At 66.3% G+C, this 13751-nt stretch carries 14 protein-coding genes; 7 read left to right on the top strand and 7 right to left on the bottom strand.

Annotation, left to right across the window (positions count from 1 at the left end; translation table 11 throughout):
• Positions 1-23: 23 nt before the first annotated feature.
• The gene (locus AB4Y67_RS00615; RefSeq protein WP_441403881.1) at positions 24-326 is read right to left on the bottom strand and encodes a hypothetical protein; all 303 of its coding nucleotides are present in this window, start codon (positions 324-326) and stop codon (positions 24-26) included.
• Between the two features lie 102 nt (positions 327-428).
• Positions 429-2270 (bottom strand): gamma-glutamyltransferase, encoded by a 1842-nt coding sequence (gene ggt / locus AB4Y67_RS00610; protein ID WP_441403880.1) that lies wholly within the window; start codon positions 2268-2270, stop codon positions 429-431.
• A gap of 206 nt (positions 2271-2476) precedes the next feature.
• On the opposite strand from ggt, the gene AB4Y67_RS00605 reads away from it, so the two are divergent.
• Positions 2477-2824, top strand: coding sequence for a carboxymuconolactone decarboxylase (locus tag AB4Y67_RS00605; RefSeq protein ID WP_441403879.1), 348 nt, complete (start codon positions 2477-2479; stop codon positions 2822-2824).
• Between the two features lie 90 nt (positions 2825-2914).
• Here the strand turns inward: AB4Y67_RS00605 and AB4Y67_RS00600 are convergent, their stop codons facing one another.
• The 5 genes from AB4Y67_RS00600 to AB4Y67_RS00580 form a co-directional block, all read right to left on the bottom strand.
• Complete coding sequence (locus AB4Y67_RS00600) at positions 2915-3307, bottom strand: hypothetical protein (protein WP_441403878.1); 393 nt, start codon at positions 3305-3307, stop codon at positions 2915-2917.
• 47 nt (positions 3308-3354) lie between these two features.
• On the bottom strand, positions 3355-3762 hold the full coding sequence (locus AB4Y67_RS00595; protein ID WP_441403877.1) for a cupredoxin domain-containing protein: 408 nt from the start codon (positions 3760-3762) through the stop codon (positions 3355-3357).
• 359 nt (positions 3763-4121) lie between these two features.
• Positions 4122-4502: a VOC family protein gene (locus tag AB4Y67_RS00590; RefSeq protein WP_441403876.1), complete on the bottom strand. Its 381-nt coding sequence runs from the start codon at positions 4500-4502 to the stop codon at positions 4122-4124.
• Between the two features lie 92 nt (positions 4503-4594).
• Positions 4595-5860 carry an MFS transporter gene (locus AB4Y67_RS00585; protein ID WP_441404310.1) on the bottom strand — a complete coding sequence of 422 codons (1266 nt, stop codon included), beginning with the start codon at positions 5858-5860 and terminating at the stop codon, positions 4595-4597.
• 106 nt (positions 5861-5966) lie between these two features.
• A complete protein-coding gene (locus AB4Y67_RS00580) occupies positions 5967-6557 on the bottom strand; it encodes a ferritin (protein WP_441403875.1) in 591 nt (196 codons plus the stop codon).
• Positions 6558-6982: 425 nt separating this feature from the next.
• On the opposite strand from AB4Y67_RS00580, the gene AB4Y67_RS00575 reads away from it, so the two are divergent.
• The 6 genes from AB4Y67_RS00575 (at position 6983) to dctA (ending at position 13750) form a co-directional block, all read left to right on the top strand.
• Positions 6983-8152 carry a serine hydrolase domain-containing protein gene (locus tag AB4Y67_RS00575; RefSeq protein ID WP_441403874.1) on the top strand — a complete coding sequence of 390 codons (1170 nt, stop codon included), beginning with the start codon at positions 6983-6985 and terminating at the stop codon, positions 8150-8152.
• A gap of 36 nt (positions 8153-8188) precedes the next feature.
• Positions 8189-8611 carry a nuclear transport factor 2 family protein gene (locus tag AB4Y67_RS00570; RefSeq protein ID WP_441403873.1) on the top strand — a complete coding sequence of 141 codons (423 nt, stop codon included), beginning with the start codon at positions 8189-8191 and terminating at the stop codon, positions 8609-8611.
• A 12-nt stretch (positions 8612-8623) separates the two neighbouring features.
• On the top strand, positions 8624-9754 hold the full coding sequence (locus AB4Y67_RS00565; protein ID WP_441403872.1) for a serine hydrolase domain-containing protein: 1131 nt from the start codon (positions 8624-8626) through the stop codon (positions 9752-9754).
• Positions 9755-9912: 158 nt separating this feature from the next.
• Positions 9913-10797: a LysR family transcriptional regulator gene (locus tag AB4Y67_RS00560; RefSeq protein WP_441403871.1), complete on the top strand. Its 885-nt coding sequence runs from the start codon at positions 9913-9915 to the stop codon at positions 10795-10797.
• A 199-nt stretch (positions 10798-10996) separates the two neighbouring features.
• Positions 10997-12094, top strand: a complete 1098-nt coding sequence (locus AB4Y67_RS00555) for a tartrate dehydrogenase (protein WP_441403870.1) — start codon at positions 10997-10999, stop codon at positions 12092-12094.
• A 147-nt stretch (positions 12095-12241) separates the two neighbouring features.
• Positions 12242-13750: a C4-dicarboxylate transporter DctA gene (dctA, locus tag AB4Y67_RS00550; protein ID WP_441403869.1), complete on the top strand. Its 1509-nt coding sequence runs from the start codon at positions 12242-12244 to the stop codon at positions 13748-13750.
• The last annotated feature ends 1 nt before the right edge of the window (position 13751 follow it).

Raw genomic sequence — 13751 nt, 5'->3', positions numbered from 1 at the left:
ATCCCCCGGCGCCTTCGCCGGGTTCAGGGTGCGGGCACCTGCTCGACGGCGACCGTCTCGATGATCCTGGTTGACGGCTCGCCGACCAGCGCCGGCGCCGTCACCCCGGTTTTCCAGGTGTCGTTCTGCAGCCGGCCCAGGAAGTCCACGGCGGCCGCCTGCGTGTCGAAATCCATCTCCAGCATCACGTAATCCTCCTGGTCCAGGGGGCGCGAGATCCGGTACGACCGCACCCCCGAGCCGGCGCGGTTCAGTGGGTCGCTGTCGAAGGCCCTCCTCCACATGTCGAAGTCCCGGACCTGGTGTTCGATCTGCAGGGTAATCATGTGGCCACTCCTGTCGACAGTGCTGGAAGCCCAACTGTAGGCCTGAAAGGGCCCTCTAGGTAAGGAGACGGGCCGGAGTGATTTGCAGTGGCCGCACAGGGCTCACCGCGACGGTTGAACTACCATTGCCGAGCCGCCTCCGCGCCGCACAGGTTCAGCCGCGGCGATCATGCGCCCGCCGGGCAGGAACTCGATTGCCGTCGCCGCGCCGATCTCTGCCGCCGAGGTAAACGCGTCACCCGACGGAGTGAGCTCATGACCGTACCGTGCAAGCTTCTTCCCATAGGCCGCGATGAACTCCGGCTCGGCCGTTACCTTCGCGGTGTTCCGTTGGGATGCACGCGGTGCGGCGATGGCGTCAGGGATGCTCATCCCCAGGTCCACCCTGTTCAGGATTGTCTGCAGGACGGTGGTGATGATCGTCGAGCCGCCGGGTGAGCCGAGCGCGAGGTACGGATCGCCGTCCTTCAGGATGATGGTGGGCGACATCGAAGACCGGGGGCGCTTCCCCGGCTCGATCCGGTTCGGGTCGGCCGGGTCGTACACGGTGGAGAAGTCGGTCAGTTCGTTGTTGAGCAGGAACCCGCGGCCGGGCACCACAATGCCGGATCCGCCGGTCTGCTCGATCGTGAGCGTGTATTCCACCACGTTCCCCCACCGGTCCGCCACCGTCAGGTTGGTGGTCGAAATATTCTCCGTGTCCTTCTCATCGGCGAGCGCGGCCGGCTTTGCCGGGCACGCGCCGTCGTACGTGGACACATCTCCCGGAGCCACCGGCTTCGTGGCCGCCTTCGCGGGATCGATCGCACACGCGCGTTCCTTCCCGAACAGCGGATCCGTGAGTTCCCCGGTGGGGACATCGACGAACGCCGGGTCGCCCACGTACTTGGCGCGGTCCGCGAAGGCGAGGGCGCTCGCCTCCAGATAGTGGTGCAGGGCGCCCGGCGTGGACATCTCGGACAGGTTGACCGTGTCCAGTATTTTCAGCGACTCGCCGACGGTGGTGCCGCCGCTGCTCGACGGTGCCATCCCGTACACGTCCAGTCCGCGGTACTCAACATGCGTGGGTGCCTGGTCCAGGGCGCTGTAGGCGGCGAGGTCCTTCGTCGTCATATGGCCGGGCGGAACAGGCAGCGTCGTGGTGGTTGACTTGGGCGGAGCCTGGACAGCGGCCACGATCTCCTCCGCGAGCGGGCCGCGGTAGAAGCCCCGTGTGCCCTCCTCTGCGAGCAGCCAGTAGGTTTCGGCAAGATCGGAGTTCCGGAAGACACTGCCGACGGCGGGCGCGTCGCCGCCCGGGAGGAACAGGCTGCTCGTCGACGTGAAGGCCTCGAAGCGAAGCTTGTTGTCGAGGGTCTGCTGACGGAAGGTTTCGTCCACCACGAAGCCGCGGGTCGCGACGTCAATGGCGGGTTCGAGGGCGTCCCGGAGGTCCAGGGTCCCCCATCGGTCGAGGGCGCGGGCCCACGTGGCCGGCGTGCCCGGGACGCCCACCGAGACTCCGCTCGTGACGAGCTCGGGCGTGAAGGGGTAGGGCTTGCCCGTGCCGGGGTCAATGAAGGCGTCCTTCGGCATGGCTTTGGGGGCGGTTTCCCGGCCGTCGATGGTGCCGACCTTGCCGTTTCTTGCGTTGTAGAAGACAAAGTAGCCACCTCCGCCGATCCCGGCGCTGTACGGCTCTGTCACCCCCAGCGTCGCGGCGGCGGCGACGGCGGCATCCGCCGCGTTGCCTCCGTCGCGGAGGATCCTGATCGCCGCTGCCGATGCCTCCGGGTCCACAGTGCTCACCGCGCCGCCGTAGCCGGTGGCGGTCGGGGCCTTGTCAGTCTTCTGCGAATCTGCGACGGCGGGACTGGCGACGGCCGGGCTGGCGACGGCGCCGCCCGTCATGCTCATGGCAAGAACTGCCATGAGGGCAGCCAGTTGGCGTTTCATGGATGGCATGGTCGCTCCCGAGTCAGCGTGGTGCGGGTTGTTGGCGGTGGGGCAACACTACTCCGCCGTGTTGGGCCACTCAATGGATGATCGGCTCATCCGCTCCGGATGATGCCGCCTGCCGCCCGGGCGCGCTACGTTGCAACCGGTGGCGGCGATGATCGTTCCTCGCGCCACTTTGCCCACACCCGCCGCGACCAGATGGAGACATAATCATGGCCGAAGAAGAAACCCCCGTCCTCGACGCCCTCGCCGAGATCACCGCCGTATCACTCGACCGCTGCAACCTCGAGGACCGCGAGATCATGCTGGCCCGGATCGCGGCGCTCGTGGCAGTCGACGCCCCGCCCGCCTCCTACCTGCTCAACGCCGGCACCGCGAGCGACGTCGGCATCACCCTGGAGGACGTCCAGGGCATCCTCATCGCGGTGGCTCCCGTCGTCGGCACACCCAGGGTCGTGGCGGCGGCCGGCAACCTCACACAGGCACTGGGCTTCGCAGTAGCAGTGATCGAGGCGGAACTCGACGCCGAACTTGAGGCCGAGTCCGAGACCACGGGCTGACCCGCCCTGGCGACGACGGACACCGGCAGGCGTGTGCCATCCCTTGTCGGTCTTTCAGGGTGTCCGAGAGGTCAGGGCGGACGCCGGGTCTTACGTCCGTTGCCGGGCCCTTCCGGCCCTGACGAAGCCGATGCCGGCGAGGATGGCGCCGGCGGCCTCGGCGACTGCGCTAAGAGACTTCTCGAAGAACCAGACCGGTTCGTACATGGCTGGGAACGGGCCGAATGCCGGGATGTTCACATAACGGTAAACAACAACGGCAGCAAAAGCGCTCAGGGAAACGATCAGCGCGGCGCCGTAAGCGGTCCGGCTTCCACGCAGAAGCACGTAGAGGGCTGCCAGGACCGCTGCGGCTGCCTCGATCAGGAACAGGTTCCCCTGGCCAATTCCGGCAGGATTCCCGGCCTGATAGCCGGGGGCGAGATGGATATGGACGCCGGCATCAATGAAAAGGGCGAGGGAGGTGCATACCCGCAGGGCCATATCGCTTCTTCGCACACCCGCGACAGCGCCCGAATGGCTTCGGACGCTCACTTGACCGTCAGCGTCCCGTGCATGTTCGGGTGGTAAGTGCAATGGAATTCATAGGTCCCGGGCTGGGAGGGGGCCGTAAAGGTGGCAGTGCCCCCGCCTTTGACCTCCACGTCAAACGCCTGGCCCTGGTCCGCGGTCACGGTATGTTCCGCAGTGTCCTGGTTAGTCACCGTCACCGTAGCGCCGGGGGACACCGTGAGCGGATTCCCAAAGGCAAAGTCCTTGATGGTGATGGCTGCCGCTGCGGAACCTGGCATCCCCTGGGTCGTCGAGGGCATCGTGGAGGACGATTCCATCGGCATACTTGCGGAGGCGGAGGCGGAGGCGGTGCCTGCCGACGTCGACGTCGGGGCAGGCGACCCGCCGGAGGCGCAACCGGCCAGCCCGGTCAAGAGCGCTGCCAAAAAGAGCGAAGTCCTTACTTTCCCAGTATTCATAGCGTGCCGTCCTCGGTCCCGGCGGATAAACGTTGGATGAGATTCCCCTGACTACCATTCTGCTCCTGGCCGCTACCAAATGACACCCGGAATCCCTAAAGGGCCTTGGCCCGGAGAGAGCATTCTCCTGCTGCCGCCGGCCGTCGTGGCCCTCTGGCGACCGGGAACTACTGGGCGGCGGACCGCCTCACTTCTGGGAGGTTCCGGGCCCTTGTCCCCCGCCTCGAGCTCGGCGATGAGGGCGGTGAGGGCAGCGGCGCGGTCGCGGCAGTCAGGAGCGCAACCCGGGGTAGGCTGACCCCGGGGCCGGGTAGGTACCAGGGCTGCTAGCGCTGGAAGATATTGAGGATGTTGCCCTCGGTGTCAAGGAACCAGGCGGCTTTGCCCACCGGGGTGGTCGCTATCCCGTTCTCAGTCTTCAGGCCCGGGAAGTCGTACTCCTCGAACACAACGCCGCGGCCGCGCAGGTCCGCCACCTCGGCGTCGATGTCGGCGGTTCCCCAGCCCAACTGGGTGTTTTTTGCGGTGCCCGCATTGTCGGTCGCGTAGAGCAGGAAGGAAGTTCCCTTCCCGCAGCGGTAGATGAGATTCTCCTCATCCATGGAGTCGTCGGCGGGCTCCAGGCCCAGGACGTCACGGTAGAAAGCCTTCGCCCGGGCGATGTCCTTGGCGGGGAGGACTGCGGTGATTTCGAGATCCTTCAACATGACTGTTTCTCCCTATGGATCAGCATTGATCAGGTTCCTGGATGCCACCCAGCTTCCATCCACACTAAATCGTAGGCTCGGGGCCGGGAGAGTCAAGACTGCGCGGAATCCGCCGCCGTCGAGGCGCTGGCCAGGTCCGCCCGGGGGTGCTGCCGCCGGCTCGCCAGCAGGAAGGGCACCGCGATCAGCTCGATGATGCCGCCAATCGCCACTGAGGCGGGGTACCCGTACACGTCGGCCGCCCGGCCGAGCACCGGCTGTACCACCACTCCGCCGCTTGATCCCATGAGCGAGTCGAAGCTGAGCACTGTTGCCCGCTGCTTCGAGGGGATCATGTCGTTCAGGTAAGCCTGCCGCACTGGTGTGCCCGCCGAGGCGACCAGTGCCCAGAGCGCCAGCAGCGCCAGCGCCACCCAAAATTCCCGTGTGAACCCCAGCACCACGAGCAGCAGTGCGCTCACCGCGCTGCTCAGGATCAACACGGTGGTGCGCTTGCGGACGAGGCTCCGCAGGCGGGGTGCCAGCCAGCCGCCAAGCACCTGGGCGCCGGCCACCAGGGCCGCCGCCAGGCCCGCCACGGAGTAGGCCCGGGGGTCGCCATAGAGTTCCAGCAAGTAGGGCTGGAGGGCGTAGAAGACATAGATCCCGACGCCGGAACTGAACGGCGCCGCCAGCATCACATACCGCACTGGCGGGTGCTTCAATCCGTTCTCGATCGAGGCATTGAGTACGGCACGGGTTGCCTGAAGGGGATGAGTTGAGCGCTCGGGGGTGAATCCGACGTCGCGCATCAGCCAGAAGGCGACGGCGAACATGACCAGCAGCACCCCAACCCGCAGCAGGAACGGCACGCCGAGGTTGGTGGCCTGCGCGATCACACCGCCGGCCACCGAGCCGGCGAGCATCGCCACACCGGAGACCATCAGACCCCGGCCGAGCACCGTCTCCAGCCCGCCCTCGTACCCCGAAAAGCGCAATGCGTCGACCAGCCACGCCTCCACCGCCCCCGAGAAGAACGTGAATCCCAGCCCCAGCAAGACCGACACCACCGCCCACGCCCAGAAGGGCGCGGAGAGCTGCCACAGCAGGTAGTAGAGGTAGGTCGCTGCGGCCAGTGTTGCGGTGCCGAGCAGGAACGAAACGCGGCGGCCCCACCCGTCGGCAACCACTCCGGTGGGCACCTCGAACAGGACCATACCGGCCGTGAAGAAGGCATTCGCGGCAAAAGCCTCAAGATTGCTGAGCCCGGCGTCGAGCAGGAACAGCGTGTTGATCCCCCAGATGAACGAGGCCGCAAGGGTATTGCCCAGCGTCAATGTCAGGTAGATGCGCTGGATCTTTCGGGCGGCGGCGTTCATCACTTCGCCGTCCCCGCCGGGGCGAGGAGGGAGCACCAGCCCATTCTCGTCTCCACCGCCCGCCCGCGCCAGAGCAGGAAGTCCTCACGCGGGAGCAGCGGCGGCCCTAGAGCGAACCGCCGGCCACCTCCGGCGTGCCGGTGTCCTCCGGAGGGCCGCCATGGGCGCCTCCGTGACCGTGGTGACCCCCGCGCCCCGCTCCCCCAGCCCGGCCGGCGTCGCCCACGCGCTCCCGGGCCAGGAAGGTCTCGACGTCGAACAGGTTGTCCGCCCGGCGGGCGACGTTGAGCAGCGTCGACATTGATGCCACCTCCTCGACCTGCTCCTTGAGGAACCAGAGCATGAACTGTTCTCCCAGGGGGTCGTTCTCCGCCCGGGCCGCGGCGAACAGTTCCTTGATGCGGTCCGTGACCTCAACCTCCTGGGCGAGGGCAAGGACCAGGGGTTCCTCCGCCGAAGAGAAGTCGTTCCGGACCGGATCGATGCCGGGGATGGTGATCTTAATGCCGCGGTCCAGGCTGTACCGGACCATCATCATGGCGTGGTTCCGTTCCTCCAGCGACTGGCGGTAGAAGTGCTTGGCGAGCTGGGGAAGGTCCTGCCCGTCGAACCAGGCGGCGATGGCGATGTACTGCTGCGACGCTGCGAACTCATTGCCGACCTGGCGGGTCAGCAGCTCGTTGAAGTTTGGGCTCATGGTGCTCTCCTCGAGTCGGTGTTCAAGGGTGCGGACCTGGGGCGCCAAGGTTATGCCGGGCCGGGGGCTGCCGGAGGCCCTGTAACGACACTCCTCCGCTTCGGTTCTCCGCGTCAAGATGATGCTTTTCACCTAAAGATGCGACCGGCGGATGGCAAGGGCAGGCCATGAGGACCGGTCCCGGATCCAGTGCTCAATGACGGATGGCCGGATGTCTCAGAGCCCGCGGCGGCCGTTTTCCTCGATGACGGTCTTTAGCTGGCCTCTGCGGGACATGGCCGGCAGGGGCGGCCCGTCCAAACACTCGACCCGCGCGGCCGCCACACCTAGACTGAAAGGGCTGGGACTACGGCGCCGGACGGACTCTGGCCGGGGACGGCGCGGCTGCGGCCCGCTCCTTGTCCGCACCGGCACACGGCGGTGTCATGCGATCCACAACCAGTGTCCTGGCGGGCGCAGCCGCGGCCCTGATGCTGACTCTCAGCGCGTGCACGGGAGAAATCCCGGCCCCGCCTCCTTCATTTGGTGCAACGCCCGCACCCACCGAGTCGCTCGACTTCACGATGCGCTCATTCATGAATCAGGGCGCCGTCGCCGTCGTTGCCGAGGTGAGATGGCCGGGTGGCACGTGGTCCAGGGCCTACGGCGTCCGGGATCTGGAAGCCGGGCAGCCCGCGACGACGGGCGACCGCGTCTCGGTGGCCAGCGTTACCAAGTCCATGACCGCCGTCGCCGTGCTGAGACTTGTTGACGACGGCCTCATCGGGCTCGACGACCCGGTCAACGGCCTGTTGGACAGTTTCGCGACGGTCCTCCGACCTCCCGGCCCCATCACCGTCCGGCAACTGCTCGCCCACACCTCCGGCATGCCATCGTTTCAGGAGGCGAGCGAGAAGAGCATCGACGACGTAGCCCGGGCTTTCAGCGAAGACATGAGCACACAACGAGGGCTGGAGCTCACAGCGACACTGCCCTGGGAAGCGAAAGACGTGGGTTCGTTCCGCTACTCCGACTCGAACTACCTCGCGCTGGGGCAGCTGATGGAGAAGCTCCGGGGGAAGCCCTTTGCGCAGGTGCTCCGCGACGACGTGATCAACCGGCTTGGCCTAGAGGACACGTCCATCGACCAGGCCGTGCGCGGGGAACCCGACATGATCCATGGCTACATCACTTTGCGCGGTGAACGCCTCGACGTCACGCAGCCGCCGGCCGACCTCGGCTCACCGGCGTTCGGCGCCATCTCCACCATGCACGACGTCAACGACTTCTTCGAAGCGCTCTTCCGGGGCGACATGGTGTCGGACACCGCGGTCAAGGAAATGACCACGACCGGCAGCTTCCCCTACTACGGCCTGGGGCTCTGGAAATGGCACCAGGGCTGCACGGAAGATCACCGGTACGGCGGGCATGGCGCCTTTCCGTCTTACCGCACAACCGCAATCAGCAGCACCGACGGGCAGCAGCAAGCCACCATGACGCTGGTCCCTCCTCCGATTCCCACATCCCTCGAGGACCCTGCGTCGGAGGACAAACTCAGGTTGTGGGACGGCCAAATGGCCTCCGCACTCCAGGAAACCCTGGACCGGCTCTGCTGATCTGGCAATGAGTACATCGACGAGGGGAGAAAAGAGATGAGTCATGTGGTGGACCGGCTTGTGTCCGCGATGAACGCCCATGATCTTGAAGCCGCAGCAGCGCTCTTCCATGAGGAATACCGCAGCGAACAACCCGCCCATCCCGGCAGGGCCTTCACGGGGAGGGCGCAAATGCATGCGAACTGGGCGGCGATGTTCGCCGGGATTCCCGACTTCCATGCGGAGACGGTCAGCACCATCGACGCGGGGAACACCACCTGGAGCGAATGGTCGTGGACCGGTCACCGCACCGATGGGAAGCCGTTCCACAACCGGGGAGTGACAATCTTCGAGATAGCTGACGGCCTGATTGTGGCCGGCAGGCTCTACATGGAAGATGTCGAACGGAATGGGGGCGGCATCGAGGACGCGGTGGAGGCCCGGTCGGGCCGCCGGCCCCGCCGTCCCGGAGAGAAGTGATGAGGACGACCCATGGTGGCTGACGGCACCACCCCGGGACCGCCGGGCGAAAGTGTCGCTGCGGGCAGGCCACCCCGCGGCCTGGCGTCGGCCGTCACCACGATGATGGGCCGGGGCGGGGTCCCGGGCCTCTCCCTGGCCGTAACCGACCGCGGCGGCGTGCTTCTCGCCGCCGGTTACGGTTGCGCCGACCTGGCAGCGTATACGACGGCGACCGCGTCGACGTCGTACTTGTGGTTTTCGATGTCCAAGATCGTGACCGCGACGGCGGCGCTCCGGCTCGTTGACGAGGGCCGCCTCGACCTGGACGCCCCGGCCGGCAACTACGTCGATTACCTCCGGGCGCCAGGGACAACGACGCCGAGCGTGGGCCAGTTGCTCAACCACACCGCCGGTTTCGGCAACCCGCTGCCGATTCGCTGGGTCCACCCGGCCGACGCGGATCCGCCCGACCCCGGGGCCCTGCTCCGCCGCCTGGTGGGCGGGCGCCGCGCCTACCGCTACCCGGCGGGGCAGGAAGCCAGGTACTCCAACGTCGGCTACCTTGCCGCCGGACAGGTGATCGCCGCCGCGTCGGGGATGCCCTTCGAGGACTACGTCCGCACCTCAGTCCTGCGGGCTGCGGGCATGGAACACACCGGGTTCCGCTATCAGGCCGGCGCGGCCAAGGCGACCGGGTACGTCAAGGCGCCCAGGATCGCGGACCCCCTGCTGCGCGGCTTGCTGCCCCGCGGGATCGCAGGAGAGCGCCGCGGGCCATACCTGTCGCTGAACCCTTTCTACGTGGACGGCCCCGCCTACGGCGGCCTGGTGGGCGACGTTCTGGATTCGGCCAGATTCCTTCGCATGCACCTTCGCGACGGCGAGATCGACGGCGTCCGGGTTCTCTCCCCTGAGTCGGCGCGCCGCATGCGCATCATCGACCAGGCGGGCAAGCCGTTCGACCACGGAACCGGCTGGTTTCGACAGCCCACCCAGCCTTCAGGGCAGTGGGTGGAGCACTTCGGCGCCGGCGCGGGCTTCTGGAACGTCATGCGCCTCTACCCGGAGCGGGGTCTCGGCGTCGTTGTTATGAGCAACAGCACGCGCATGCTCGACTTCGAACCCCTCTTCGCTCTCCTGGCAGCCGCGTCCTGGCCGTAGCAGCCGTGGCCGCCTGGCCGGCGGTCCGGCCGGAAGCGCCGGCATCCCGCCCTGATAGGAATAAGCTATAAGCGCTCCAGCGCAGCAGCTTCCGTTCCCGCAGGAATGGAACTTCGACCGCGCCGGAAGCACATGGACCGGACCGGCAAGGAGCAGGCATGGACACGCGAAAGCTGAAGTATTTCCTGGCCGTCGTTGATCACGACGGATTCAACCGCGCAGCAGAACATCTGCTAATTGCCCAGCCTTCCCTCTCCCAGACCATCGCGGGCCTGGAGAAGGATCTCGGCGTGCCGCTCTTCCACCGCATCGGCCGCCGTGCGGTCCTCAGCGAAGCCGGCAAGGAACTCATCGGACCGGCTCGACTGGTCATGCGCGACCTCGACGCGGCGCAGTCCGCGGTCCAGGCACTGAAGGGGGTGCGCAGCGGACGGCTGGACATCATCACCATGCCCTCCCCCGGAATCGAACCGCTGACATCGATGATCGCAGCCTTCACCAAACTGCATCCCTCGGTGCGCCTCAACGTCAGCGCCGCGTTCACTCCGGAGGAAGCCATCGAATCCGTGCGCACCGGCAGCACAGAGATTGGCGTTGCCGGATCACCCAACCCCATCCGGGTCCCGGGCGTCCAGGTCTTGGAACTGGAGCGCCAGCCGCTGATCCTCATCGTCAACCCCCACGCGGATGCGTTCGGCACAGCGACGGCCATCCAGCGCGAGGATCTGGGCGGGCACCGGCTGATTGCCAGCCAGCGCGGCTCCCTGATGCGTTGGCTGGTCGACGATGCCTTGGCCCGCGGCGTCAGCACCGAAATCGTCGTGGAGGTCGCGCACCGGACCTCGATCCTGCCGCTGGTTCTGGCCGGCGTCGGGCACGCGGTGATGCCGTCCTCCTGGGCGCCGTTGGCGCACAAATCCGGACTGCGGACCCTGCTCATCGAACCGGTCTCCAATCTGCATGTCGCCATCCTGAGCCGGAAGGAAGACCTGACGCCGGCAGCCCGCGCCTTCCTCGACGTCGCAGCCCTGCACGCCACGTAACCGAGTGTCGATTGCTCCGGTAACGCCCTTTTGACTGTCCCAACGGGCACCGTCTCAGCAGTCGATGGAATGGGATCAATAGGCTGGGCCTATTTGCCGTATCGAATCTTGGTCTTGGACGGCACATGGCGCCGGATCGTCTACTTGAAGAGGACAAGCAGTGTGACGCTGCTAACACACTCAACGAGGAGGTAGGCACATGAGCGCCACCCAGAAATTCAGCATCGCATCCATCCCCGCAGACGGAGTCGGCAAGGAAGTAGTCTCGGCAGGCCGCCGCGTCTTGGACGCCCTCGCGGAAAACTCCGGCGGCAAGTTCGCCTTCGAATGGACCGAGTTCCCCTGGGGCTGCGGCTACTTCGAAAAGACCGGCCAGATGATGGACCCGGCAGGACTTGAGAAACTCAAGGACTTCGACGCCATCTACTTCGGCGCCGTCGGCTGGGAAAACGTCCCGGACCACATCAGCCTCTGGGGGCTGCGCCTGAACATCACGCAGAACTTCGACCAGTGGGCCAACATCCGCCCCGTGAAGTTCCTTCCCGGCATCCAGTCACCGCTGCGCAAGGCCGACCACACCGAACTCGATTGGATAGTTGTCCGAGAAAACAGCGAGGGCGAATACGCAGGTCTCGGCGGACGCAACCTCAGCGGCCGCGGCCCGGGCAACGAGGTCGCCCTGCAGACCGCGCTGTTCACGGAAAAGGGCTGCGAGCGCATCATGCGCTTCGCCTTCGACCTGGCCCGGACGCGCACGGTGAAGAAGGTCTCCTCGGTCACCAAGTCCAACGCGCAGCAGTACGGCATGGTGCTCTGGGACGAAACCTTCCAGCGCGTGGCCTTGGACTACCCGGACGTGGCCACCGAGAGCGTCCTGGTTGATGCGATGAGCGCCAAGTTCATCCTGCACCCCGAGGACCTCTCGGTAGTGGTCGCCTCGAACCTCAACGCCGACATCCTCTCGGACCTCGGCTCGGCCCTGGCCGGAAGCCTCGGCCTGGCCGCCAGCGCGAACCTGAACCCGGAGCGACGCTTCCCGTCCATGTTCGAACCGGTCCACGGCTCCGCCCCGGACATTGCCGGCAAGGGCATCAGCAACCCCATCGGCGCGATCGCCAGCGCCGCCCTGATGCTGGACCACTTCGGCCTGCACACCGAGGCCCGCCTCGTCGAAGCGGCCATCGAGCAGACCACAGCCGCCGGATACCTGACCCGCGACGTCGGCGGGGAAGCGAACACCGACGACGTCACCGAAGCCATCATCGCGGCGCTGGCCCGCAGCCTGGCCGCCGTCTAGCGCTAACACTCGACCGGCCGGCCGAGCCGGCGGTCAGTACAAAGCCCGGAGTGGACGGCGGTGCACCAAAAACCGCCGCCGTTCACTCCGTCACGCTCTCCTTCATCAAGCACCACTCCAGCGACATTCCACAACGAGGTAGGAATCATGGAACACATCACCACCGCCGGCCCGGCCAGCCCGGCCCAGCCGGGGCCAGCCAAGAAGCAGTCAGGCGGGAACGCAGCCCCCAAGACATGCTGGTACCGGCAGCTGTACTTCTGGGTACTGACCGCCATAGTCTGCGGCATCCTCGTCGGCTGGCTCGCACCGGCCGTCGGCATTGCCATGGAACCCATCGGCACCACCTTCGTCAATTCGATGAAGATGCTCATCGGCCCGATCGTGTTCCTGACCATCGTCGGCGGCATTGCCAGCGTCGCGGACCTGAAGAAGGTCGGCATGACCGGCCTGAAAGCCTTGACCTACTTCCAGGTCGGCACCATCTTTGCCATGGTCTTCGGCCTGGTCGCGATCAACCTCTTCCGGCTGGGCGACGGAGTGAACGCCGACGCGGACTCGATCCAGACGTCCGCTTCAGCCGCCAAGCTCATCGATGCCGGGCAGAACCAGGAATGGTGGCAGTTCCTCACCCACATCATCCCCAACAGCATCGCGGGACCCTTCGTTGAAGGAGACATCCTCCAGATCATCTTCATCGCGGTGGTCTTCGGCATCGCCCTGAACGCCATGGGCAAGGTCGGAGCCCCCGTCCTGGACGGCGTGCAGCGCCTGACCGGGGTCATGTTCAAGATCCTTGGCTTCATCATGAAGGCCGCCCCGATCGGCGCCTTCGGTGCGATGGCCTACGCAGTGGGCAAATTCGGCGTCTCCTCACTGACCAGCATGGGCGGACTGATTGCCCTCTTCTACGTCACCTCCATCCTCTTCGTCGTCATTGTTCTCGGCTCGGTTATGGCCTTCCTGAAGCTGAACATCTTCACGATGATTCGCCACCTCAAAGAGGAGTACATGCTCATCCTGGGCACCTCCACCGCAGAACCGGCCCTCCCTGGTCTCATGCGCAAGCTGGAGCACGCCGGCGTGAAGAAGGAAACCGTGGGACTCGTCGTCCCCACCGGCTACAGCTTCAACCTCGACGGCGCAGCCATCTACCTCTCCCTGGCCGCCCTCTATATCGCCCAGGCCACCAACACAGACCTGACCATCGGCCAGCAGCTCGGCCTGCTCGCCGTCATGCTGCTGACCTCCAAAGGCGCGGCGGGCGTCGCCGGCGGCGGCTTCATCGCGCTGACGGCCACCCTGACCACCCTTGGTACCATCCCGGCCGCGGGCATCATGCTCATCTTCGGAATCGACAAGTTCATGTCCGAGTGCCGGGCCCTGGTCAATTTCACCGGCAACGCTGTCGCCACGTTGTTCATCGCCTGGTGGGACCGCACCCTGGACGCGGACCGCGCCCGCCGCGTCTTCGCCGGCGAAACCGTTGAGCCCATGCCGGGCGCGGAGCAGACGCAGCCCGACGGCGCCACGGACCTCGACGATGAATTGAGCGAAATCAGCTGCAACGGGCCCGAGGAGGCCGGCCCCCGGCACGCGGGACCCGCTGATTCCCCCGCGAAGGACCGCACCCCTGCCTACTCGGAGACCGTCTGAC

It is taken from the genome of Arthrobacter sp. YAF17 (genome assembly GCF_052113365.1).
Taxonomy (GTDB): domain Bacteria; phylum Actinomycetota; class Actinomycetes; order Actinomycetales; family Micrococcaceae; genus Arthrobacter.
This window is presented reverse-complemented; position numbering and strand designations above follow the sequence as displayed.